Source organism: Bacteroides difficilis (genome assembly GCF_048319815.1).
GTDB lineage: Bacteria > Bacteroidota > Bacteroidia > Bacteroidales > Bacteroidaceae > Bacteroides > Bacteroides zhangwenhongii.
The window spans coordinates 5,355,653-5,380,972 of record NZ_CP182814.1 but is presented as its reverse complement, the minus strand read 5'-3'; the positions used below and the strand labels follow the sequence as shown (position 1 = coordinate 5,380,972).

General features: G+C 41.9%; 15 protein-coding genes. 12 read left to right on the top strand and 3 right to left on the bottom strand.

What is annotated here, in order from left to right:
* The first annotated feature begins 171 nt into the window (after positions 1-171).
* The 7 genes from ACNOGP_RS21095 to ACNOGP_RS21065 all read left to right on the top strand — a co-directional run bounded on the left by ACNOGP_RS21095 (position 172) and on the right by ACNOGP_RS21065 (position 12,807).
* Positions 172-3,141 carry a PEP/pyruvate-binding domain-containing protein gene (locus tag ACNOGP_RS21095; protein ID WP_007751404.1) on the top strand — a complete coding sequence of 990 codons (2,970 nt, stop codon included), beginning with the start codon at positions 172-174 and terminating at the stop codon, positions 3,139-3,141.
* Between the two features lie 321 nt (positions 3,142-3,462).
* Positions 3,463-5,988 (top strand): DUF4493 domain-containing protein, encoded by a 2,526-nt coding sequence (locus ACNOGP_RS21090; protein WP_418213656.1) that lies wholly within the window; start codon positions 3,463-3,465, stop codon positions 5,986-5,988.
* Between the two features lie 23 nt (positions 5,989-6,011).
* Positions 6,012-7,277 (top strand): DUF4493 domain-containing protein, encoded by a 1,266-nt coding sequence (locus ACNOGP_RS21085; protein WP_418213655.1) that lies wholly within the window; start codon positions 6,012-6,014, stop codon positions 7,275-7,277.
* A gap of 11 nt (positions 7,278-7,288) precedes the next feature.
* Positions 7,289-9,562 (top strand): DUF4493 domain-containing protein, encoded by a 2,274-nt coding sequence (locus tag ACNOGP_RS21080; protein ID WP_418213654.1) that lies wholly within the window; start codon positions 7,289-7,291, stop codon positions 9,560-9,562.
* Between the two features lie 57 nt (positions 9,563-9,619).
* On the top strand, positions 9,620-10,312 hold the full coding sequence (locus tag ACNOGP_RS21075; protein ID WP_418214787.1) for a hypothetical protein: 693 nt from the start codon (positions 9,620-9,622) through the stop codon (positions 10,310-10,312).
* A 12-nt stretch (positions 10,313-10,324) separates the two neighbouring features.
* Complete coding sequence (locus tag ACNOGP_RS21070) at positions 10,325-11,188, top strand: hypothetical protein (protein WP_418213653.1); 864 nt, start codon at positions 10,325-10,327, stop codon at positions 11,186-11,188.
* Positions 11,188-12,807: a PCMD domain-containing protein gene (locus ACNOGP_RS21065; RefSeq protein ID WP_418213652.1), complete on the top strand. Its 1,620-nt coding sequence runs from the start codon at positions 11,188-11,190 to the stop codon at positions 12,805-12,807. Before ACNOGP_RS21070 ends, ACNOGP_RS21065 begins: the two co-directional genes overlap by 1 nt.
* A gap of 232 nt (positions 12,808-13,039) precedes the next feature.
* Here ACNOGP_RS21065 and ACNOGP_RS21060 read toward each other — a convergent pair whose 3' ends face one another.
* The 3 genes from ACNOGP_RS21060 to ACNOGP_RS21050 form a co-directional block, all read right to left on the bottom strand.
* Positions 13,040-14,374 carry an NADP-specific glutamate dehydrogenase gene (locus ACNOGP_RS21060; protein WP_007751388.1) on the bottom strand — a complete coding sequence of 445 codons (1,335 nt, stop codon included), beginning with the start codon at positions 14,372-14,374 and terminating at the stop codon, positions 13,040-13,042.
* A gap of 164 nt (positions 14,375-14,538) precedes the next feature.
* Positions 14,539-14,715 (bottom strand): hypothetical protein, encoded by a 177-nt coding sequence (locus tag ACNOGP_RS21055; protein WP_007751385.1) that lies wholly within the window; start codon positions 14,713-14,715, stop codon positions 14,539-14,541.
* A complete protein-coding gene (locus ACNOGP_RS21050) occupies positions 14,715-17,003 on the bottom strand; it encodes an NADP-dependent malic enzyme (protein WP_418213651.1) in 2,289 nt (762 codons plus the stop codon). Before ACNOGP_RS21050 ends, ACNOGP_RS21055 begins: the two co-directional genes overlap by 1 nt.
* A 256-nt stretch (positions 17,004-17,259) precedes the next feature.
* Here ACNOGP_RS21050 and ACNOGP_RS21045 point away from each other — a divergent pair, with 256 nt between their 5' ends.
* The 5 genes from ACNOGP_RS21045 to ACNOGP_RS21025 all read left to right on the top strand — a co-directional run bounded on the left by ACNOGP_RS21045 (position 17,260) and on the right by ACNOGP_RS21025 (position 25,294).
* On the top strand, positions 17,260-17,826 hold the full coding sequence (locus tag ACNOGP_RS21045) for an RNA polymerase sigma factor (RefSeq protein ID WP_004297676.1): 567 nt from the start codon (positions 17,260-17,262) through the stop codon (positions 17,824-17,826).
* Positions 17,827-17,923: 97 nt separating this feature from the next.
* Entirely contained in the window at positions 17,924-18,919 is a 996-nt protein-coding gene (locus ACNOGP_RS21040) for a FecR family protein (RefSeq protein WP_287663893.1), read from the top strand.
* Positions 18,920-19,145: 226 nt separating this feature from the next.
* Positions 19,146-22,388 carry a TonB-dependent receptor gene (locus tag ACNOGP_RS21035; protein ID WP_287663895.1) on the top strand — a complete coding sequence of 1,081 codons (3,243 nt, stop codon included), beginning with the start codon at positions 19,146-19,148 and terminating at the stop codon, positions 22,386-22,388.
* Between the two features lie 11 nt (positions 22,389-22,399).
* Entirely contained in the window at positions 22,400-23,875 is a 1,476-nt protein-coding gene (locus ACNOGP_RS21030) for a RagB/SusD family nutrient uptake outer membrane protein (protein WP_418213650.1), read from the top strand.
* A gap of 33 nt (positions 23,876-23,908) precedes the next feature.
* Complete coding sequence (locus tag ACNOGP_RS21025) at positions 23,909-25,294, top strand: DUF5016 domain-containing protein (protein WP_418213649.1); 1,386 nt, start codon at positions 23,909-23,911, stop codon at positions 25,292-25,294.
* Positions 25,295-25,320 lie beyond the last annotated feature (26 nt).

Here is a 25,320-nt window from a genome sequence, read left to right as displayed (position 1 = left end):
GTGAATAAAAAGTCTTTTTGAATAAACTTATTGGTACAAAACTACAAAATAATAAGAGATAAACAAGTAAACTTTATAAAGAAGATGGTGGAAAATGAGATTTAAAGAATTAACTTTGCAAAATGTGATTTTGAAACAAGACGATTTGGTATAAGAAAGGAGAATAATTCTATGCTTAGTAAATATAAATTAAACCAGCTTTACTTCAAAGATACCCAGTTCGCCAATTTGATGACCCGGCGAATTTTCAACGTGCTGCTGATAGCCAATCCGTACGACGCTTTCATGCTCGAAGATGACGGACGTATCGATGAGAAGATTTTTAATGAATATACTTCGCTCTCTCTGCGTTATCCGCCCCGTTTCTCGCAGGTGTCTACCGAAGAGGAGGCATTGGCGCAGTTGGAAAGTATGTCATTCGACCTGGTGATTTGTATGCCGAGTACGGGAGATAATGACAGTTTCGACATCGGACGGCATATCAAGGAGAAATATGAACACATTCCTATCGTCATTCTGACTCCTTTCAGTCACGGTATTACCAAACGGATTATCAATGAGGATCTGAGTGCTTTCGAGTACGTTTTCTGCTGGCTGGGCAATACCGATTTGCTGGTTTCTATCATTAAGCTGATGGAGGACAAGATGAATCTGGAGCATGACGTGCAGGAGGTAGGAGTACAGTTGATACTTGTTGTGGAAGACGGCATTCGCTTCTATTCTTCCATTCTTCCCAACCTGTATAAGTTCGTGTTGAAGCAGAGTCAGGAGTTCTCTACAGAGGCTCTGAATGCGCACCAGCGTACGCTTCGTATGCGCGGACGGCCTAAAATCGTGTTGGCGCGTACGTATCAGGAGGCAATGAATATTTACCGTAAGTATCAGAATAATATATTGGGGGTGATCACGGATGTACGTTTCCCGAAGGTGGAGCGGGGAGAGAAAGACGGTCTGGCGGGTATCAAGCTGTGTGCCGAGATACGTAAGAATGATCCGTTCGTACCCTTGATTATCCAGTCGTCCGAGTCGGAGAATGCTTCCTATGCGGCAAAATACGGCGCCAGCTTTATTGACAAGAATTCCAAGAAGATGGATGTCGACCTGCGCCGTATCGTTTCCGATAACTTCGGTTTCGGTGATTTTGTTTTCCGTAATCCGGAGACGGGGGAGGAGATTGCCCGTGTACGGAATCTGAAAGAGTTGCAGAATATCCTGTTTGCCGTTCCTGCGGAATCATTCTTATATCACATTAGCCGTAATCATGTGTCCCGCTGGCTTTATTCGCGGGCTATGTTTCCCGTGGCGGAGTTCTTGAAACCGATTACATGGAGCAGTCTTCAGGATGTGGACGCCCATCGCCGCATTATTTTTGAGGCGATCGTGAAATATCGCAAGATGAAGAATCAGGGAGTTGTTGCCGTCTTTAAACGGGACCGTTTCGACCGTTATTCCAATTTCGCGCGTATCGGTGACGGTTCGCTCGGAGGTAAAGGGCGCGGACTGGCTTTCATAGATAATATGGTGAAGCGTCATCCGGAGTTTGATGAGTTTGAGAATGCACGGGTAGCCATTCCCAAGACGGTGGTGCTTTGTACGGATGTGTTCGATGAGTTTATGGACACTAATAATCTGTATCAGATTGCCCTTTCGGATGCGGATGATGATTTGATTCTGAGGTATTTCCTGAAAGCGAAGTTGCCGGACCGGTTGGTGGAAGACTTCTTTACTTTCTTTGATGTGGTGAAGTCACCGATTGCCATCCGTTCTTCGTCTCTGTTGGAAGATTCCCATTATCAGCCGTTTGCGGGGATTTACAATACGTATATGATTCCTTATCTGGACGATCGCTATGAGATGCTGCGTATGCTTTCCGATGCCATCAAGGGAGTGTATGCTTCGGTATACTTCCGTGACAGCAAGGCTTATATGCAAGCTACGTCGAACGTGATAGACCAGGAAAAGATGGCTGTCATCTTGCAGGAAGTCGTTGGTAACCAATACGGAGAACGTTATTATCCTTCCATGTCCGGTGTGGCACGCTCGCTCAATTATTATCCGCTGGGTGATGAAAAGGCGGAGGAAGGAACGGTGAATCTGGCTCTTGGATTGGGAAAATATATTGTGGATGGCGGTATGACGCTTCGTTTTTCTCCTTATCATCCCAATCAGGTGTTACAGACTAGCGAGATGGAAATAGCTTTGAAAGAGACTCAGACCCGTTTCTATGCGTTGGATTTGAAGAATGCAGGGCATGACTTTTCGATCGATGACGGCTTTAATCTGTTGAAACTTCATGTGAAAGAGGCGGAAAATGACGGTGCTTTGCAGTATATCGCTTCTACATACGACCCGTACGACCAGATAATCCGGGATGGCTTGTATCCGGGCGGACGCAAGGTGATCACGTTTGCTAATATCCTGCAACATGATGTTTTCCCGTTGGCTCGTATTTTGCAGTTGGTTTTGAAATACGGGGAACAGGAGATGCGTCGTCCGGTTGAGATTGAGTTTGCGGCAACGTTAAGTCGTGATCAGGATAAGACGGGTACTTTCTATCTTTTGCAGATCCGTCCGATTGTGGATAGCAAGGAGATGCTGGATGAGGATTTGAACGATATACCGGATGATGAGGTGATTCTGCGCTCGTATAATTCGCTGGGACATGGCATTATGAACGAGATTCAGGATGTTGTCTATGTGAAGACGGACGGCTACAGTGCTTCCAATAATCAGGCTATTGCTTGGGAGATAGAAAAGATCAATCAGCAGTTCTTGAACGAGGGGAAGAACTATGTGCTTGTCGGTCCCGGACGTTGGGGAAGCAGCGACACGTGGCTGGGTATTCCGGTGAAGTGGCCGCACATCTCGGCAGCCCGTGTGATAGTGGAGGCGGGACTGACTAATTACCGCGTTGATCCCAGCCAGGGTACGCATTTCTTCCAGAATCTTACCTCGTTCGGAGTGGGTTACTTCACGATCAATGCCTTTATGAATGATGGTGTCTACAACCAAGAGTTCCTCAATGCGCAACCGGCTGTGGAAGAAACGAAGTTCCTCCGCCATGTCCGCTTTGAGAAACCGATAGTGGTCAAGATGGATGGAAAGAAGAAACTTGGGGTGGTGCTGATGCCGGGAGTGTAGGTGGCTTTATATAAAAATGAAATTGGTGGAAATAAAGAGGAACTATAATTATATTATGAGCCTATTTAAAAATAACACTCGTGTCTAAATCAATAGATCTTATATTCAATAAATGTAGGGGAGTAACGTTCTGTTTTTCATCTAAAAGGTGAGATTCTTCTGTGATAGGCTTAAAAATATGGCTTTTTTTTAAGGTCGGACAGGTTAATTGTGTCCTCATTTTCAGATTTTGGGATAAATCTTTCTTTGGATACTTTATTATAAAGAAAGAAAACTGTATTTTTGCGGTCGGTTTTTAAGATATAAAGAGATTCTAGAGAGATGAGTAACAGACAATTAGTAAAACTGGCTTTTTGTGTATGTCTCCTACCTTTCTTTTTTTCTTGTTCTTCGGAACGTGATGAGGGAAGTGAAGGAAATGGAACATTACGTGTACAAGTTAGTGCAAATGCCGAAGTATTAGTGGGAACAAATACTCGGGTTAATGATGGAATAGAACAGGAAGTGCCCGATGTCAATGATTTCTCTTTTTCTATATTTAAAGGAGAAACTCTTCGTGGAGAGTGGGCTACGTTAGCTGAGTTTTTGGCTGATGATGAGTTGACTCTTCGGTCTGGTAATAACTATGTAGCGAAAGCTTCGTATGGCGATGTCAATAATGAAGGTTTCGAGTTGCCTTATTATGAGGGAAATCAGCCGTTTGTTATAAAGCGGGGACAGACCACCACTGTGGAAGTGACCTGTTATCTGGCAAATGCTAAATTGTCGATTGTCTATACAGATGAATTTAAGGACTACTTTTCTGAGTATACGGCTGAAGTCACTACTTCGCTTGGCAATACAGTGAACTATGTTTCTGATGAAACACGTTATGCCTATTTCAAGCCGGGAGAAGTACAAGTACGTGTGAAGGTAAAAAAGAAGGAAGGTTATTCACAGGAAGTAACTTTGAAAGTTGGCGAAGATTATGCTCTTGAAGCTCGCCATGCCTATATTCTGACACTTGATTTGGATGCAGGTACTCCTTCTATTAATATATCATTTAGTGATGATATTCCTAATCAGGAACCTGTGACAATCATTGTCTCGGATGAGGCTTTAAGTGCTCCGGCACCTTATTTTACAGCAAATGGGTTTAATGATGACCAACCGATTGACGTTGTTGAAGGAAAATCAGCGGAAGCTTCAGAAGTGTATGCTTATTTGAATGCGGCCGGTGGAATAGCTCATTGTTATTTGACGACTCATTCTTCTTCGTTGATTGAACAAGGATGGCCTGAAACTGTGGACTTGACTAGTGTGTCTGCAGAAAATCTGAGCGCAATGCAGAAGTTAGGGTTTCAGATGGCAGGATTGGGTGACAAAAAAGATAAGATTGCAAAGATTGACTTTACGAATGTAGTACCTTTTTTGGAATATACCGAAGAGGGTACAGAACATCTTTTTGAGTTGCGGGCTACTGATAAATTGTCTAAAGAGAATGTGGAACCATTGAAATTTAGAGTTTCCAGTAAAGATAATCTGTTTGCGGTGAGTGCAGGACAATCAGTGCTTTATGGTACGACAAAGATGAAGGCTAATTTAACTCTTGACGGTGATCCCGCCAAGGTGACCTATTGGTTGAAGAAAGGCGAGATAGAACAGCAAGTAGTGCCAAGTTCCATAAAGTCGAATGGAACATCACATGATTTGGTGTTTAAGTTTGATGAATCCCAATATGCTGATATTCAGATGGAGGCTCGGTATTTGCGACGTAAAGGAACATTGAATTCGGCTATGGGAGATCCTGTGGTACTTAGTTTGCAGTATCCAGGAGATGTTTGGACGAAACAGGCTACGTTGCAGTTAAAAGGAAATGTAGATGGATGGAATTTCCTATGCTCTCAGAAGGATAATGACGGAAATGATGGTGTATGGAATGCTATAAATTGTCCTTTGTCTGGTTCTATCATTTCTTTGACTAATTTAATTCCGGCTACCGGTTACACTTATCAATTTACCAAAAAAGATGAAGAAGGTGATATTGTGGGGGCTTCGAATCAATTGAGTATTGAGACGGAAGCAGAATTGCAAGTTCCTAATTCGGATTTTGAAACGTGGAGTGAGAAGTTTGTGTGGAAAGGAACAGGAAAACCTGGCAGTATAGATATTTATACTTTTTACCCTTATGAGGATAGTGATTTGGATCCTTGGTGGAGTACACAGAATGATTTGACTACAGCTAAAGCAGGCATTTACTCTTATTATTATGTAGCATATCCAGGAACTACTTATGTGAATTCTTCTTGGTCGGCTAGTACTAGAATGAAATTATCTACGTCTCCAATTAATGGTTCATATTCTGCAGAAATAGCAACTATTGGATGGGGGGAAGGCAGTACCTGTACAACAGGATTACCTTGGGGAGGTTTGAGTTGTAACAAGAAAACATCTGGCACTTTGTATATTGGAAAATATGATATATCAACAGGAGAAGTTCATGGACATACTTTTGCTTCTCGCCCTACGCAAATGACTTTTAATTATCGTTTTTACTCATATAATGGAGAAGCTGCTTCCGCTTCGATTCAAATAGAACATAGAGAAGGAGATAATATTGTTAATTTAGGAAATGGATATATGAATTTATCGACAACTAACACTGATAAGGCTACTTTAAATATATCCTATTCAAATGAAGAATTACAACCGACACATATATCTATCGTGTTTTTGTCATCAACCTCTTCTAGTCCGGCTATTAAAGAATATAGTGGAGAGATTAATACTTGGAGTGGTAATGCCGATACTCGTGGTATAGGAAATGTCTTAGTAATAGATGATGTACATTTAGAGTATGCTAAATAATAAATTAAAGTGAATTGATGAATATGAAACAATTAGTTAATATATTAGCAGTATTTGTAGCAAGCTTTTTCATTTTCTCTGCTTGCGATCGTGAAAAAATGGATTTCGGTAACGAATCAGATGGTTATGGACAAATCCAATTGTCCTCCATGCAACTTTCTGTGGATGTAAATGCTACACCACTGTCTCGTGCTGCCACAGTAGATGTTGGTAGTTATATCGTTGGTATTTACAATGAAGACGGAACAACTTTAATTTCCGAATGGAGATATAGTGATATGCCTGAAATATTTCAATTGAAAGTCGGCAAATACAAAATCATAGCCCATTCTCCAGATGGAGGGGAACCAGTGTTTGATGTTCCTTATTGTCAAGGTTCGCAGAGTATTGAGATACAAAAAGATCAAGTGACCAATGTTGCTAAGATAGAGTGTAAGTTGCATTGTATTATGGTAAAAATAGGTTATACGGACGAATTGAAACCGCTTTTGGGAGACGATACCGAAGTTACGGTAACAATAAATAGCAATGATCAACTTACGTTTAAGATGGGAGATGAAGTACGTGCTGCTTATTTTCCTGCCAATGAAAGCGGTAATATTGTCGATTTCAAATTTTTGAGCACTCTGACGGAAGATGGAATAAAAGATGAAGTACAGACAGTGAATACACGTTCGGTATCCGGTGTATCAATCGGTTATCTTGTAACCATGACTTATAAATTGAGCGATGCTGACGGTGATCCGAATACTGGAGGTGATGCTAATGCTTCTGTGAAAGTGGACAATAGCTGTGATGTGGAAAATATAAATGGTGGTGTTCGTCCTGACGAACCGGAAATAGATGATTTTCCGGACGGTGGGGGTGATGTGGACGGAGAGCCTACGATTACCTGCAAGAAGTTTGATTACGTTCTTGATGAGACTGTGACTGAAGAGAACCCATTGGAGATTATTGTGAAACTTAGTGCGTCGGAAACTATCGGACATGTGAATGTGCAAATAGAAGCGGGTGATGATTTGTTTGGAAATGCTATCAAAATGATGTTTGGTGAAGCTGGAACTTTTGATTTGGCTGAACCGGGAGAATATAAGGAAACATTGACAAGTCTTGGTTTTCCTGTGGAAGAGCAGGTTGTAGGAAAAACGGAGCTGGATTTTGTAATTACTCAATTTACACCGTTATTGAAGAATTTTCCAAGTGAGAAACCACACAAATTCCATATTACTTTAATTGATCGGAAAGGGCAGAGTGTATCGAAGACGTTAACATTTACGATAAAAGAATAAATAGGTAAGAAATGAAGATGAAAGAATATTATTTATATTGGTTATTACTTCTTTTCTTTTTCACAGGATGTCAACGTGACGAATATACTTCGACTGATGGTGAGGGGAGTCTTCGGTTGTCTGTCGGGATGAAGAATGATTTGAAAGTAGTAGCTACCCGTGCTCTTACATCGGAAGAACAAGCTATCTTGGAGAAAGACTGTAAGGTTCGTATCTACCAACGTGAAAAAGAGGATTTGAAACTGGTACGTAAGTATCAAGGAGTAGAAAATGTACCAGCTGACATATTGCTTGCTTCCGGTGATTACCAAGTAAAGGTGACAGCTGGAGAGATGGTTTCTGCATCATTCGATAAGAAATTTTATGAGGGTATAAAGTCTTTTACTATAACAAAAGGGGCAGATGTAAAAGTTGATGTCGTGGCTAATGTAGGTAATACAGTGGCTACTGTAGCTTTTGCAGAGACAATGAATCCTTATTTTGAAAATTGTACGGTGGGGGTGGCTGTAAAGGCTGAAAATGGAATTCTTGATTTTACGGCAGATGATGCCGGAAAATTAGGATATTTCTCTGTTCCTGTTGCTTGCGATACGCTATTTTGTACATTTGAGGCAACCAATAAGCTTACCGGAGCACCGTTTGTACATATAGATACGATTCCCGATGTGGTGTCGGCTACACTTTACAACTTGACTTATGAATTTAAGGAATCGGAAGTGGAAGTGCCGGATACCGGAGGGGGAATGATAAATTTAGTGGTGGATGTAACTCCTATTGGAGAAGTGGAAACAGAAGAGACGATTTATCGTCGACCGTCTGTTAAAGCTGAAATGGGGGGACAAAATTTAGTCTTGACACAACCCGCATACATGAAAATAGGTGATGGAGAGGATATGACGGTGATGATAAAGGGTTCTACAGAACTGACGCAGATTGAAATAGCCTCTGAACAGTTTCCGGATTTTCTCGGTGCACCTACTGCGCAACAGGCTTTTGACTTGAAAAATCTGACAACTGAGGAAGAAGATCTGCTCGCAAATGGCGGAATCACGATCGATAAAAAAGAAGCTTCTTTGGGGCACGCTATGGATATAAAGCTTTCCGCTTCACTAATCCGGAAATATACAGCGGAGAATGGTACACGTAATATTCGTTTTTCTGTAACAGACCAGAGAGGCTATCAGCGTATAGTAGACTGGCAAATTGTGGCTTCTGATATTGCAGTACAAACAGTCGCTATTCCGGATGATAAGAAATATCTTATATGGGCAACAAAGGCGACTTTGTTCGGTGAAGTACTGCCGGAACGAGAACCACAATCAGAATTGTCATTCCGCTACCGGAAAGTGGGAACTACTGAATGGCAGACGGTGCCTGCGGTACGAAACGGCTCTGTACTTACCGCTGAGGTGACTGGATTGAAGAATGATGATAATGAACTCTTCTCTGAATATGAATATCAAGTTATGGAGGGGACAATGGCATCCAATGTAAAATGTCAGTTCACGACAGAAAAGACGCTCCAATTGGAGAATTGTGGATTTGAGGAGTGGTCGGGAAGTGCTCCTGCTTATATAGCTCCGTCTTCTAATGATAGTGATATTTTTTGGGATAGTGGGAACCATGGTTCTGCAACTTTAGGAAGGGATGTTACAACGCCAGACACCAATGTTAAGCATAGTGGAAATCGTTCAGCTAAATTGACTTCACAAAAAGTTGTTACTCAGTTTGCAGCCGGAAACCTGTTTACTGGAAGGTATTTACAGACAGAGATGAGTGGTTTAAAAGGGGATGGCATTCTAGGTTGGGGACGTCCGTTTACGTCTCGTCCGATAGCATTAACAGGTTGGATACGTTATAATTCCGGAAAAGTCAATTATGCTGATTCACACATAGGTAACAATGAACAAGATCAAGGATATATTTTTATTGCTTTGGGAGATTGGCAAGAAGAGACTTATACGTATAAAGGTGTCACATATTCTTGGGAACGGATTGTTGCTACTAAAGTACCGAAATTGTTTGATCATACTACGGAAAATAAAGGAACAATAGCTCATGGTGAACAGACATGGATGCAGTCGACAGACGAGGATTTGAACGGAACAAAAATGTATCCTTTTACGATTCGGCTGGATTATTGGGATGAAGAACGTATTCCTACTACTATTATAGTGGTAGCTTCTGCAAGTAAATTTGGAGATTTCTTTGCAGGAAGTACAAGCAGTGTCATGTGGCTTGATGATCTGAAACTCATATACGATGAAAGTGAAATAACGGAATAAGTGAATAATATGAATTTAGTGAAAAAGACTGTGTTTTTCTTACTGCTAATTATTGGCATGGGAATGGTTACTGCTCAGGCACAAGAGTTTAAACGCAATATAGAACCTCGAACATTTGTTCCGAAAGGGCAGTGGATTGTAGGAAGTTCTGTTTCTTATTCCGAACATAATGAACAAAATTATCAATTTCTGATTGTTGATGGTTTTAATTCTGACGGATACACGTTTAAGGTAAGTCCTATGTTTTGTTATGCTTTGAAAGATAATTTGGCTGCCGGAGGACGTTTTTCGTATGGACGTACGCTGACAAAATTGGATGGGGTGACATTGAATCTGGATGATGATACTAATTTTGATGTAAATGACTTATATCAGTTGAAGCATTCTTATAGTGTGATTGGCATTCTGAGGAACTATATAAATATAGGTACTAGTAAGCGATTTGCTCTTTTTGCAGAGACACGTCTTGAAATGGGAGGAAGCCAGTCGAAAGTAGTAACGAAGAATGGCGGGAAATTGAGCGGTACTTATTCGACTACTGCTGATTTCGGATTAGGAGTTGCACCTGGAATTGTTGCTTTTATTAATAATTATACTGCTGTGGAAGTCAGTGTTGGAGTTCTCGGACTTGACTTCAGCAAGGTGAAACAAACAACAGACCAAGTGTATGTTGGTGAACGTTCCTCTAGTTCGGCAAATTTCAAGATTAACCTGTTTTCCATTGGTTTAGGTATTGCATTCTATTTATAAAAAAAGGAGAAAATGAGTAGTAGATTAATCTATATATGTGTTGTCATTCTGTTGGTTGGCATACAGGAGATTCGGGCACAGCAGCGGGATACCATTGTAATACGTGATACCGTATATGTGGATAAAGCGGAGTTGGAGCAGGTGCATGCGGAAAAGGATATTGTGGAAGACAATACCGGACTGATTCGAATCAAACCGATCGGACGTTACGACCGTGGTATCATCAGCTATCGTTTTATTCCGAAGAAAAAATGGATGGGCGGTTTGACTTTCTCTTATGTTAATTTTGACAGTGATGACAGTAGACTGTTATTTTCAATATTGAAAGATTTTGATTGTAATTTCAAAACGTTCTCTGTTAATCCGTTCGTCGGATATGCGTTGGCGGATAATTTGATTGTCGGTATGAAACTGGGTTATAGTCATACGATTGCTGATTTGGGTAATGTGTCGTTAAATATTGATGATGATTTGAATTTCTCATTAGACAATATCCGTTATACGGAAGATTTACGATCGGTCGGCATATTTCATCGCTCATATGTAGGGCTTGACCGTGGTAAACTTTTCGGCTTGTTTAATGAGACTACGCTGACTTACAAACGAGGTTCTTCTAGTTTCTCACGTGGAGAAGGTGAAGAATTTAAACGCACCGACACAACGATAAATGAGTTGCACCTAGGCATTAATCCCGGATTGGCGGTATTTATTACGCAAAATGTTTGTGCTGAATTATCCTTTGGCGTTGTCGGATTTAAATATCGTACAGAGAAACAAAAGAACAATCTGGGTGAAGAGGGTAAACGTAGAGACAGCGGCGCCAATTTTAAGATAAATCTTTTTAATATAAATATAGGTTTAACCTTTTGTATGTAATGAAAATGCGAGCTATATATAATTTATTGCTAGGTGCTGCTGTGATTACTTTATTACAGGGGTGTATCAAAAATGATATCGATTATCCACAAATAGCTTTGTCCATAACCGGAATGCAGGTAGAGGGACAAAAAGAAAATGCGGTAATCTCGGAGAAAGACCGCACTGTGACTTTGAAATTGGAGGAGAATGTCAATCTGCGAAAAGTTCATGTGACTAAGCTTTCGGTGACAGAGGGAGCTAAGAGTACACTTGCTCCACAAGATATAATAGATTTAACTAATCCTTATGAGGTGATATTATCTCTTTATCAGGAATATCGATGGAAAGTTATTGCTCAGCAAGATATTGTACGTATATTTAAAATGGCAAACCAGGTAGGGCTGTCTGAGATAAATCCGGATACGAAAGTTGCTATTGCCAATGTGAGGAAAAATACTAAATGGAAAGAACTGGACCTCTTGGAGCTGAAATTAGGGCCGAAGGGTACAACATATAATGGAAAAGCGGAAGTGCCGGAACTAAAATGGACACTCTATTCCAATTATGCCTCTGCACAGGTAAAGGTGAAATATCAGGATTTCTTTGAAGAAAATTGGGAACTTCGTGTTTATCGAAAAGATAAAGATGTGGAAATGAAGCGCGCAGACGGTTGGGTAAACGTGGCATGGCTGTATGCGGAAGGTATAGAAGGTTCTGATAATGGATTTGAGATTCGAGAAACCACAACCGAAGAGTGGAGGAAAGTTGATAATTCATATATTACAGCGGATGGCGCAGCCTTTTCCGCTCGCATACCGCATTTGAAGGAACAAACGACTTATGTTTGTCGTGCGTATTCAGGTGAGGATTATAGTGAGGAGTTGCCTTTTACTACTGGAATAGCCAAACAATTGCCGAATGCTAAGTTTGATGAATGGCATTTGAAAGGTAAAGTTTATAATTTTTGGGCAGAAGGTGGTGAGGAATTTTGGGGAAGTGGTAACAAGGGAGCTTCCATTCTCCGGAGTATAACGACACCGGACGGAACGAATACTTGGAATGGACAGGCGGGAACTTCCGTAAAGATGGAATCTATGTATGCCGTTATCAAATTTGCTGCCGGAAATCTGTTTGCCGGTTATTGGTACGATTTTGCTGAAGGTAGTTTTACAGATGGACATTTAAAATTTGGTCGTCCGTTTACCGAGCGTCCCACGAGGTTGACGGGATATTATAAATATACTACTGGTCCGGTTAATCAAATGGATAAAGATTCGGATAAGTATGATGAACTATATCCTTTATTAAAGGATAAAGATGATACTTGCATCATTTGGGTTGCTTTGGGAGATTGGGATGCTCCGATAGATATTATCACTGCTAAGACTTCCAGTAAGCGTAAAATGTTCGATCAGAATGATCCTCACGTCATTGCCTACGGAGAATTTACTCAGGGAAAAACAATTAATAACTTTGAACCTTTTGAGGTTGAATTGGAATATCGTGACACCAATCGGGTTCCTAACTATATATTGGTAGTATGTTCGTCCAGTAAATATGGAGACTACTTTTTCGGTAGTGATCAAAGTGTGATGTGGGTAGATGACTTTACTTTGGAATATGATTATAATGATTAGATTTTTATTTTTTCAAAAGAGATGAATACTATAAAAAGAGCATGCAAAGATAGTTGTGACGACACCCGGGTCTCAGACATACCAACATCCGGGTCTCATGTATGCTGACACCCGGGTCTCAGTATGCACGACACCCGGGTGTCGTACAAATTGTTTGTGCATAAAAAAACTCCCGTTCTTCCTTTCGGAAGGCGGGAGTTTTTAACTATAGCTTATTTATATCTGTGGCTGATTATACGATACCTTGTGCCATCATTGCTTTGGCAACCTTCATGAATCCGGCTACGTTAGCACCTTTCACATAGTTTACGTATCCGTCAGCTTCAGTACCGTATTGAACGCAAGCTGCATGGATATTCTTCATAATGCTCTTCAACTTCTCGTCTACTTCTTCAGAGCTCCAGCTCAGTTTGATAGAGTTCTGAGTCATTTCAAGACCGGATACTGATACACCACCTGCATTGGCAGCTTTACCCGGAGCATAAAGGATTTTGGCTTCTTGGAATACGCGGATAGCTTCCGGAGTAGAAGGCATATTAGCACCTTCGGATACAGCTATCACACCGTTAGCAACCAATTTCTTAGCATCGTCACCATTCAATTCATTCTGAGTTGCAGAAGGCAGAGCGATATCTGCTTTCTCACCCCAAGGACGAGCACCTTCTACATATTTGCAGCCATATTTTTCTGCGTATTCACGGATACGGCCACGATACAGATTCTTCAATTCCATGATGTAATCCAGTTTCTCACGGTCGATACCGTCCGGATCATAGACGTAACCGTCAGAGTCAGACATAGTCAGAACCTTACCGCCGAGTTCAAGAACCTTTTCTGCGGTGTATTGAGCAACGTTACCGGAACCGGAAATCAAGCAAGTCTTACCTTTCAAGTCAGTACCTTTGGTTTTCAGCATTTCCATCAGGAAGTAAATGTTACCGTAACCTGTCGCTTCCGGACGAATCAGTGAACCTCCGAATTCGCGGCCTTTACCTGTGAATGTTCCAGTGAACTCGTGAGTCAGTTTCTTGTACATACCGAACATGAAACCTACCTCGCGGCCACCTACACCGATATCACCGGCAGGAACGTCCGTCTCAGGACCGATGTGACGCCACAATTCCAACATGAAAGCTTGCACGAAGCGCATTACTTCTGCGTTTGATTTACCACGGGGAGAGAAGTCGGAACCACCTTTACCGCCACCCATAGGCAATGTAGTCAGTGAGTTTTTGAATGTCTGTTCAAAGGCAAGGAACTTCAAGATAGAAAGATTCACGGATGAGTGGAAACGGATACCGCCTTTGTACGGGCCAATCGCGTTGTTATGTTGAACACGGTAACCCATGTTAGTCTGAATGTTACCTTTATCATCCATCCAAGTCACGCGGAACTGATATACTCTATCAGGGATACACAAACGTTCGATTAAGTTTACTTTATCGAACTCAGGGTGTTTGTTGTATTCTTCCTCAATAGTAGAAAGTACTTCTTCTACTGCCTGATGATACTCCGGTTCATTGGGAAATCTTCTTTTCAGATCGTCTAATACCTTTGCTGCATTCATAATCTTTTTTTCTTTTATTGGTTGTTTAAAATTCGATTATCTATTTCTCTTATACGGTTGCAAAAGTAAAGATAAAAATTAAACTATCAAACATTTTATAAAGAAAAATGCGATAAAACATCAAATTTGATATTTTATCGCATTAAAAATGGGAAAAAAGATATTTATTTATTCCTTTTTATCGACTTATAAACAGGAATGAATACTAATGCTGCCGAAATGACAAGCATTACTACTGTCATCCCATCAATTCGTTCGGCTTTTGTGAGAACTAAATAGCAAAGCGCCAACCAAAGCAGGCTGATGCAAACTATTTGTGATTTGGATAACGGTCTTCTCATTAGCCTTCTTTTTTCTTCTTGTCTACGATAGCGTCAATTACTGCTACAGCTGTAATATTAACGATATCACGTACAGAGCTTTCGAAATCGGTGAAATGAATCGGTTTGTTCAATCCCATTTGGATAGGGCCGATAAATTCCGTATCCGGATCCATTGCTTGCAGCAGTTTGTAACCGGCATTCGCTGAACTCAGGTTCGGGAAAATCAATGTATTCACATCTTTTCCTTTCAGACGGGTGAATGGATACTTGGTATCACGCAATTTGCGGTTCATGGCGAAGTTTACCTGCATTTCACCGTCGATTGCCAATTCCGGATACTCTTTCTGCATATAGTTTACGGCTTCATGCACTTTTACAGGGCTTCCTGTTGTATCAGCACCGAAATTAGAGTAAGACAGCATGGCCATTACCGGAGTATGGTTGAAGAAACGGACTGTTTTGTCGGACAGCTTGGCTATATCAATCAATGTGTCGGTATCGGGGTGGCGGTTAATTAATGTATCTGCCAGGAAGTAAGTACCCTTCTTGGAGTTCAGTATGTGCATGGTTCCGAAATGTTTGAATCCCGGTTGGATGCCGATCACTTCTTTGGCAACCTTGATTGTGTTGCTGTATCTTGTATAAAGTCCGGTGATGAACGCATCGGCGTCTCCGGTTTCTACCATCATCATACCGAAGTAGTTGCGCTCGAACATTTTATCGTTGGCTTCTTCATAAGTAAAGCCTTCGCGTGCACGTTTTTCGGCTAAAATACGGGCATAACGTTCGCGGCGTTCCGACTCGTCCGGATGGCGGAGATTTACAATCTCGATACCCTCCAGACTCAGATCCAGTTCCTCTGCTAATTTACCGATAGCCTCATCGTTTCCTAATAAGATAGGATGACAGATACCTTCCGATTTTGCTTCAACGGCAGCTTTCAGCATGTTGGGGTGGATTCCTTCTGCAAATACAACACGTTGCGGGTTGCGGCGGGCAGTATCATACAGTTGGCGGGTCAGTTTGGATTCGTAACCCATTAATTCGCGCAGATGTACACAGTATGCGTCCCAGTCCTTGATTTCCGTACGGGCTACTCCACTTTCCATCGCAGCTTTTGCTACAGCGCAAGACACCTCTGTGATGAGGCGTGGGTCTACCGGTTTCGGGATGAAGTATTCCGGACCGAAGGAAAGGTTGTTTACATGGTAGGCCGCGTTAACAACATCGGGTACCGGCTGTTTTGCCAGATTGGCGATAGCGTGTACGGCCGCAATCTTCATTTCTTCATTGATGGCTTTGGCATGAGTGTCCAATGCGCCACGGAAGATATACGGGAAGCCGATTACATTATTTATCTGGTTCGGATAGTCGGAACGTCCGGTTGCCATCAATACATCGGGGCGGGCTGCCATAGCGTCTTCGTAGGAAATCTCCGGAGTCGGGTTGGCCAACGCGAATACGATAGGCATAGGAGCCATGCTACGTACCATATCCTGACTCAATACGTTTCCTTTTGACAGGCCGAGAAATACGTCTGCACCTTTGATGGCTTCTGCCAGTGTATGTATGTCCGTGCGGTCAGTTGCGAAATATTTCTTCTGTTCGTTCAGGTCAGTACGTGTTTTGCTGATAACACCTTTACTGTCCAGCATGACAATATTTTCGAGACGTGCACCCAGTGACACATACAGTTTAGTGCAAGATACGGCAGATGCACCGGCACCGTTCACAACGATTTTTACATCTTCGATTTTCTTTCCGGCTACTTGCAGGGCGTTTACCAATCCGGCACTGGAGATGATAGCGGTACCATGCTGGTCGTCGTGCATCACAGGGATATCCAGTTCTTCTTTCAGACGGCGTTCGATTTCAAAGCATTCCGGAGCTTTGATGTCTTCGAGGTTGATACCGCCGAAGGTGGGAGCGATAGCCTTTACGGCTGCAATGAATTTTTCCGGGTCTTTTTCATTGACTTCGATATCGAATACGTCAATGCCGGCATAGATTTTGAAGAGCAGACCTTTACCTTCCATTACCGGTTTGCCACTCAATGCGCCTATGTCACCTAGTCCGAGTACGGCTGTACCATTGGAAATAACAGCAACAAGGTTACCTTTCGCAGTATATTTGTATGCGTCTTGTGGATTCTTCTCAATTTCGAGGCAAGGTTCTGCCACACCGGGAGAGTATGCGAGTGCTAAATCTGTTTGTGTACTATACGGTTTGGTAGGGACTACCTCGATCTTACCAGGTTTGCCCTGTGAGTGATAGAGCAAAGCGGCTTCTTTGGTTATTTTAGCCATAGTATCTGTATTTTTTATTAATAAGTTATCATTTGGCTGCAAATGTAGGAATAAAAGTTATATATTGTAGTCTCTTGTTGGTAATTTCTATTAATTTTATAGCAAAATGGCTGAAGTTATAATCTGATATGTATTTATATCCTATTTTTTTTAGGTGCTATAATATTAATTTATTGAAATTTCAATAAATACTTTATCTGTTAATTTAGTTATTTCGCTATTTTTGAATCGATATATGATTTAACCTTATTTTATAATGATTACCACCCAGCAACTTCAATTATTGAAAGAAGGAAATAAAAATGCTTTTGAAGCATTGTATCGTGGATACAATGCTCGCATTTATAATTTTGTCCTTTCTATGGTGAGCAATGCCGGGGTGGCGAAAGATATCACACAAGATATTTTTCTCCATATCTGGGAGAAGCGGCTTAATATCGATTTGGAAGGGAATTTTGACGGCTATCTTTTTAAAATATCCCAAAACATGGTATATCATTATGTAAGACGCGAACTCCTGCTTCAAAATTATGTAGACAGGCTTGCGAATGAGTCATCTGACGAATCCGTAGAGATAGATGAAGAACTGGATTATTTGTTTTTGGAAGAATATATCCTGAAACTTTTAGAAGAACTGCCTCCAGCGCGTCGGGAAGTTTTTATGCTTTACTGGAAATCAGGGTTGAACTATCGTGAGATAGCCGATCAGTTGAATATCTCGGAAAAGACTGTTGCCACGCAGGTACACCGTTCTTTGGATTTCTTGCGTGACAAACTGGGAATAATTGCCTTTTCAGTCTCTCTCTTCTTACATGATATCTAACACAAAAGTTTTAATAAAAGTTAATATTTGAATTATGTCGATTTCTCTGTAGTCCTTTTCTATCTCTCAAGACTAGTATAAATAGAACAGGAAAATTATGGAGCAACACGATTACATAGTACTATTGGAAAAATTCTTCAAAAAGGAGGCCTCTTCTGAAGAAAGAAGGATACTTATTGAATGGATTCGTAAACCCGGAATTCGTAATGAGTTTAATCTGCTTTGCGAGCAAATGTGGAAAGAAGCAGCCGTTGAAATTGATAAGACAGTGGAGGAAGAAATGTGGAACCATCTGCAGAGGAATTTGGATGAGCCCAAGATACTTTCTCCGAAGAAACGGCGCTGGCAACCTATTATATATAAGGTGGCAGCCACCATCTTATTACCGGTTTGTTTGGGACTGGCCACTTACTTTGGGGTAGAACATATAAATAAGGTATCACAAGACCCTTTCATGATGGCCGTAGATTATGGACAGAAAGCGAATCTGACTTTGCCTGATGGAACGAAAGTCTGGTTAAATTCGGCCACTCATCTTTCTTATGATGCGGAGTATAATAAATCCGACCGGAAAATCTATTTGGACGGAGAAGCCTATTTCGAGGTGGCGAAAAACAAGGAAAAACGTTTTATCGTCTGTTGTAATGATCTGGAGATAGAAGCGTTGGGAACTACCTTCGATGTGAAAGGCTATCGTGACGATCATTCCGTCACGACGCTGCTGGCAGAAGGAAGCGTCAGGGTTTCTAATAAAACGGATGCTACCTTGTTGAAACCCGGGGAAAAGGTAGAATACAATAAGAACAAGCAGACATTTACTAAATCGGCAATTTCGGATATGCGTGAAATCGATTTTTGGCGGAACAATATGTTGATTTTTAATTCATCATCTTTAGCGGAGATCGCGACTACGCTAGAGCGGATGTATGGAGTGAAAGTCGTGTTTGACTCCGAGAAACTGAAGAACGTGCTATTTTCCGGAACCATCCGGAACAGCAGCTTGCATAATGTATTTTACATTATAAGCCTTACTTATCCTTTAACTTATGAGTTAGAAGGAGATACGGTGAGAATAGGAAGTAGTATTAACTAAAAAAGACAATTTATGGAAGACACCTCATAATAAAATAAAGAGGGTAGAATTATGTAGCAGCATAATTCCACCCCGAAATCAAATACGGTTTATACATGATAGTAAAAAAGAAATTTTCCTTATGTGGATAAGGGAAAGGGAATCCTTTTTGCTTCACGATTTTACAAAGATAATAAAAAGTCTAATTTTCAGACTTATATTTTAAAGAATTTAAAGCTAATTACTAATGAGAAAACAATTACATATCATATTCAGGCTTGTTATGTTCAGTTGTATCTTGTTGTTTGTGTCTCAAGAGGCAAGTGCACAGATCACTTTCTCTGTGAAGAATCAGACGATACGTCAGACGATACGAGTGATTGAAAAGAAGGCCGATTACAGCTTCTTTTATACGGATAAGCTTCCCGGATTGGATCAAAAAATTTCATTGACAGTGAACAATGAAAGTATTGATTCGGTTTTAGAAAAAGTTTTCAAAGGATCATCTATTAGTTATAAAATAGAATCGGGTAAGCAAGTGGTGCTTACTCTGAAAAGTGAACAGAACGCTCCCCAAAAAGGCGATAAGAAAACAATCACCGGTGTTGTGGCCGACCGGAGGGGAGAACCCTTGATTGGTGTCACAGTGAGAGTGGAAGGAGAGAATATTGGAACTGCTACTGATATAGACGGTCGTTTCTCTTTGGAGGCTCCTGTGGGGGCAAAGGTCAGCTTTTCTTATATCGGTTATGTCTCCCAATCTCATACAGTCAATAAACAGAATGTATACAATGTGTCATTGAGTGAAGATTCGCAAGTACTGGAAGAGGTAGTCGTAGTGGGATATGGTTCTATGAAACGGAAAGATATTACGACTGCGGTATCTGTTGTTTCCACGGCAGACATTGAAGAGCGTCCGATCATGACAGCTGCACAGGCTATTCAGGGAAAGGCAGCCGGTATTCAGGTTGTACAGCCGTCGGGTATGCCGGGTTCCGGAGTGACAATCCGGGTGAGAGGAGCCACTTCGGTACAGGCATCCAATGAACCGCTGTATGTGGTAGACGGTTTGCCGTCGGATGACATTTCGAATATCAGTCCGAATGATATTGAAAGCATGCAAATTCTGAAAGATGCCTCATCGGCAGCTATTTATGGAGCACGTGCGGCAAACGGAGTAGTGTTGATTACGACTAAAAGAGGAAAGATCGGTGCACCGCAAGTGAAAATGAGTGCTTATGTGGGTTTCTCTAAATTAGGGAAAAAAATAGATGCGTTGAATACAGAACAATATAAAGACTTGATGAAAGACTTGAAAGCAGTTTCGGATGTTGCCCCCAATATCCCCGAAAGTGAAACGCGCTATGTGGACTGGACTGATTTATTCTTCGGTACGGGTGTCAATCAGAACTATCAGTTGTCTGTGGCAAATGGAACCGAGAAACTGCAATATTTTGTTTCCGGAGGTTATTCCGACGAACAGGGTATTGTGGAGAAAGCACATTTCAACCGGTATAATTTCCGTGCAAACCTGGATAGTGAGCAGACCAAATGGCTAAAGATGGCACTCAATTTTGCATATTCGCATACAGGCGGACAATGGGTGAACGAAAGCCGTAGTTCTTTGCGTGCCGGTTCCATCTTATCCGTTGTGAATACTCCTCCGTTTATGCAGAAATGGAATCCATATGATCCGAACGAATATGATGAACAGGCTTACGGTGCACGTATTCTGAATCCGCTGGCTGCCAATGCCGCAGACAGTAACACGAATACAGACCATATAAATGGCTCACTCGGCTTCACGGTTGACATACTCAAAGGACTGAAGTTTAAAACCACTTTTGGCATTGAACTGACCAATGAACATTGGGACTACTATCTGGACCCGATTTCAACTTCGGACGGACGGGGTACAAAAGGACGTGTGGAAGAGAGTTTCTCACGAAACTTTGAATGGCTTTTTGAAAATTTGCTGACCTATGATTGTTCATTCAATAAACATAACCTTTCTATTTTGGGAGGGGCTACCCAGCAGCGTGCACAATATAACGGTTCGTGGATGGCAGGTTTCGACCTGGCAGAGTCTTATCCCGATATTCATTCCATCAGTGCCGCCAATCAACTGGATAAGGATGCTTGCGGTTCTTCTGCTTCCGCATGGACGCTGGCCTCTTTTCTGGGGCGTGTAGCCTACAATTACGACAGCCGTTATTTGCTGACGGTTAACTTCCGTGCAGACGGTTCTTCTCGTTTTGCCCCGGGACATCGTTGGGGTACTTTCCCTTCTGTTTCCGCAGGTTGGAGAATTTCAGGCGAAAAGTTCATGCAACCTTTGCAAGACATTGTTACCGACCTGAAATTACGTGCCGGATGGGGTATGAATGGTAACCAAGGCGGTTTTGGAAACTACGCTTACATGGCTTCCATGAGCGTCAGTAAACTGCCCGTTTCGGAGGGAAACTTATATCCGGGACTTGCCATTAAACCCGGCTCGGCAGCCAATAAAGAACTGACCTGGGAAAAAACAAGCCAATGGAATCTGGGACTCGACCTGACCATGTTTGATTCCCGCTTATCCTTCTCGGTAGATGCTTACTACAAAAAGACCACCGATTTACTATTGACAGTTAGCCTTCCGGAGAATGTGGTGCCGAGCAGTGTGACAAGAAACGACGGTGAGATGGTGAATAAAGGTATGGAGTTCACTCTCTCTTCCCAGAATTTTAAAGGTAACTTTCAGTGGAATACCGATTTCAATATATCTTTCAACCGGAATAAGCTGACGAAGCTCGGTTTGAATAAAGTCTATTATTATGCTGAAATGTACGAATCCAAGGAGAAAGCCGTCATCCTGAAAGAAGGTCTTCCGTTAGGCACATTCTTTGGTTACATATCAGAAGGCGTTGATCCGGAAACCGGAGATATTATCTATCGTGACTTGAATGGTAACGGTTTTATCGATCCGGAAGATCGCACTACTTTGGGAAATGCCCAGCCCAAGTTCATTTACGGTATGACGAATACATTCTCGTATGCCGGTTTCGACCTGTCGGTATTCTTGCAGGGAAGTCAGGGCAATAAGATTTTTAATGCATCGCGTATTGATATGGAAGGCATGACAGACTTTAGAAACCAGTCGGTTCGTGTGTTGGATCGTTGGAAACGACCGGGTATGATTACCAATGTCCCCCGCGTTGGTAATACAGAGAATAATCATAACTCCTCCCGTTTTGTAGAAGATGGATCTTATCTGCGCCTGAAAACAGTCACTTTATCCTATAATTTTCCTAAGAAATGGTTGAATAAGATACATCTGTCCAGATTGCAGGCTTACGTCACCGGACAGAATCTCTTCACACTGACAAAATACAAAGGATACGATCCTGAAGTAAATGCTTTTGGCGGAGACTCCGTTGCTCAAGGAGTGGACTATGGTACTTATCCTCAATCGAGGGCGGTAATTTTTGGTTTGAATGTTGAATTTTAATAGCTGCGAAAATGAAAAACATAATAAAGTTAGCGTATGTCGTACTCTGTACATTAGTCGTTTCATGCAGTAGTTTCCTGGATGAGAAACCGCAATCGGATTTTATGCAGGAAGGTACCGGAACGGAAGATCAGGAGTCTAAATATGGAAGTCTGGCAGATGCACAGGCCGAGTTGCAGGGTGCGTATGAGAGTTTTAAAGCAGATATATTCCAGTCGGAAAATTATACTATTGGAGATGTGCAGTCCGATAATTGTTATATCGGCGGAGACGGTGTGGCCGAACAGGAGTTTGATTTGTTGAAACTGACCTCTACCAATTATAAAGTAGAACTGGTCTGGGCACAGTATTATTCGATGGCGGGCACTGCAACCAGTGTGATTGAAAATACGAAGATGATGGACCCTGCTTCTACCGTGGCAGAAGAACGCAATCGTGTCATTGCAGAAGCCAAGTTCTTGCGGGCATGGGCGTATTTTGATATTGTCCGTTTATGGGGTGATGCCCCGATGGTGCTGGACTTGATTCCGACCATTACAGCCGAAAACCTCGATAAATGGTATCCGGTGATGTATCCGGAACGTTCTGCCACAGATAAAATATATGACCAGATTCTGGATGACCTGAGTGAAGAAAATACCATTCGTTACCTGGTAAGTAAGAATAAAGGAATTTTCCAGGCAACCAAGGGAGCAGCCTATGCTTTACGTGCCAAAGTGTTAGCAACGAGAGGGGAGAAATCAACACGCGACTATACCAAAGTGGTTGAGGCTTGTGACAAAGTAATAGCAGAAGGCTATACGCTGGTCAGCAATTTTGACGAGTTGTGGCAACCCGACAAGAAATTTTCTTCAGAAAGCATCTTCGAAGTCTATTACACCTCCGATGCACCCAATTGGGCTTACTGGGTATTGCTGAAAGAAGATGACGGATCAGTAACCTGGCGACGTTATTGTACACCTACTCATGATCTGGTTGCTAAATTCGACAAAGAGAAAGATACCCGTTATGCATCCAGTATTCTTTGGAAATCAGTGCCTTATGATACCTATTGGCCGGCAGATAGTTACCCGTTGTCTTATAAGATTCGCGAGAAGACTTCCAATATCATTTTGATGCGGTTGGCAGATATACTGCTGTTGAAAGCCGAAGCACTGGTAGAGTTGGATCGCACCCCGGAAGCCATCCGGATTGTAAACAGCATTAGAGAACGTGCCGGTTTTGCTCCTTCTTCTTTAGATGAAAATATGGGGCGGGCCAGAGGACGCCTGGCGGTAGAGAACGAACGTCAATTAGAGTTGTATATGGAAGGTCAGCGCTGGTTCGACCTGGTACGCAATAATCGTTTGCTGGAAGTGATGCAGAAGCATAAAGACAAAGACGGCAGATTGCTGTTTGCAGGTTTGCAGGCTTTTCGGCAGTTGTGGCCGATTCCTCAAGGAGAGAAAGATAAGAACACCAATCTGACTCAAAATGAAGGCTATTAATGAAAAGAGGAACGTAAAACTTTAAAAGAAAAAATGATGAAACACAATAATCTGTTTTTATGGCTGCTGGGGCTGACTGTTTGTTGGCTGGTTTCATGCAGCGAAGAAGATGGCCGGGTGACGTATCCATATTCGTGTCCCGAAATATCGGAACTGCAATTCTCAACTACCGATCAGACACCTGCTGCCGATTCTCTTTATTTTTCTGTGAAGATTCACGATCCGCAGACTCCTTTGTCTACGCTGGAAGTGAAATTGATGACAGGTGAAACTTTGGTCAGTTCGCAGTCGATCCGTACGAAAGGCACTGATGTCTCGATTGTTGAAAAAGGGATTTATATCCCGTTTGAAGCCGGACTTGAAGAGAATCAGGAAGCGAAGGTGATTCTGACAGCCATTAATGTGGAAGGTAGTGAAGTCACTCAAACATTTGATTTCCATATAACCCGTCCGCAGATTCCCGAAGTGCTTTATCTTCACTATAACGGTGAGGTGGTAGAAATGAACCGGAGTGAGGACAATCCTTACCTGTATCTAACGGAAGTTTCCGATTTGGAAGAGGGGTATCCGATGGAACTATCCGGAAAGATCTCTACCGCAGCATCATTGGATGATGCAAAACTGATCTGGGGAGCTGCCGAAGCAAGCAATACGGCAGTCCTTATTGAAGCGTCGGGACCCAGCTTTGCTTTTGATTACCGGGATTGGTTTGTCGAACAAATCACTTTCAATGTGATGACTTTTGAATTGGGAGTAGTCGGCTACCAAAAGAACCTGAAAATTAAAGAAACCGAGTTGATAGCCAGTGAGGGATTTTTCCGTGCACAGATTAGCTTTACGCAGGGGGAAGAGTTCGAAATGAGTGGATTTGAAGATGTGGAACACGCTTACAATCGCGACTTCTTTAGCTATAATCCGGATAATGGCAAGTTTACCTTCTTGCGCAAATCAGGAACCTGGGAGATTTATTATTCTTCTAAGTATAATTATATCTGGGTGGCACGAATGGGTGATACGGCTCCCACTTGCTTCTGGCTGATAGGACACGGATTTACATGCGCACCCGTCTGGAATGAAGCATATAATAGTGGAGGCTGGAATTTGGAAGACATATCACAGTTAGGATATATTGTGCCAATCGGTGAACAGAAGTACCAGACCACTGTGTATTTGAGTAACACTCATGAATGGGAATCCTTCGAAATCGAAATTTACAGCGGTTTGGAATGGGATAATAAAGATCAAGGCATGCTGCTGCAAGAAGGTTCATTGTCCGGCGACACGGATGGAATCGAACTGTCTACTTCCAATGGAATAACAAGTGGCGACGGTTTCGTTCCCGGTTATTATCGTCTGACTTTCGACGCCTCGCAGGGAGTAGGCAAAGAAACTTTGCACATCGAACGATTGAGTGATTAATACCTAAAAGAATGATATATAGAAAA

What these genes read in the sequence shown, in the direction of transcription:
- ACNOGP_RS21040 (WP_287663893.1), top strand. Translation starts at nt 17,924, where the DNA reads ATGGAGCAACACGATTACATAGTACTATTGGAAAAATTCTTCAAAAAG.
- ACNOGP_RS21035 (WP_287663895.1), top strand. Translation starts at nt 19,146, where the DNA reads ATGAGAAAACAATTACATATCATATTCAGGCTTGTTATGTTCAGTTGT.
- ACNOGP_RS21050 (WP_418213651.1), bottom strand. Translation starts at nt 17,003, where the DNA reads ATGGCTAAAATAACCAAAGAAGCCGCTTTGCTCTATCACTCACAGGGC.
- ACNOGP_RS21085 (WP_418213655.1), top strand. Translation starts at nt 6,012, where the DNA reads ATGAAACAATTAGTTAATATATTAGCAGTATTTGTAGCAAGCTTTTTC.
- ACNOGP_RS21065 (WP_418213652.1), top strand. Translation starts at nt 11,188, where the DNA reads ATGAAAATGCGAGCTATATATAATTTATTGCTAGGTGCTGCTGTGATT.
- ACNOGP_RS21075 (WP_418214787.1), top strand. Translation starts at nt 9,620, where the DNA reads ATGGGAATGGTTACTGCTCAGGCACAAGAGTTTAAACGCAATATAGAA.
- ACNOGP_RS21055 (WP_007751385.1), bottom strand. Translation starts at nt 14,715, where the DNA reads ATGAGAAGACCGTTATCCAAATCACAAATAGTTTGCATCAGCCTGCTT.
- ACNOGP_RS21095 (WP_007751404.1), top strand. Translation starts at nt 172, where the DNA reads ATGCTTAGTAAATATAAATTAAACCAGCTTTACTTCAAAGATACCCAG.
- ACNOGP_RS21030 (WP_418213650.1), top strand. Translation starts at nt 22,400, where the DNA reads ATGAAAAACATAATAAAGTTAGCGTATGTCGTACTCTGTACATTAGTC.
- ACNOGP_RS21060 (WP_007751388.1), bottom strand. Translation starts at nt 14,374, where the DNA reads ATGAATGCAGCAAAGGTATTAGACGATCTGAAAAGAAGATTTCCCAAT.
- ACNOGP_RS21090 (WP_418213656.1), top strand. Translation starts at nt 3,463, where the DNA reads ATGAGTAACAGACAATTAGTAAAACTGGCTTTTTGTGTATGTCTCCTA.
- ACNOGP_RS21025 (WP_418213649.1), top strand. Translation starts at nt 23,909, where the DNA reads ATGATGAAACACAATAATCTGTTTTTATGGCTGCTGGGGCTGACTGTT.
- ACNOGP_RS21070 (WP_418213653.1), top strand. Translation starts at nt 10,325, where the DNA reads ATGAGTAGTAGATTAATCTATATATGTGTTGTCATTCTGTTGGTTGGC.
- ACNOGP_RS21080 (WP_418213654.1), top strand. Translation starts at nt 7,289, where the DNA reads ATGAAGATGAAAGAATATTATTTATATTGGTTATTACTTCTTTTCTTT.
- ACNOGP_RS21045 (WP_004297676.1), top strand. Translation starts at nt 17,260, where the DNA reads ATGATTACCACCCAGCAACTTCAATTATTGAAAGAAGGAAATAAAAAT.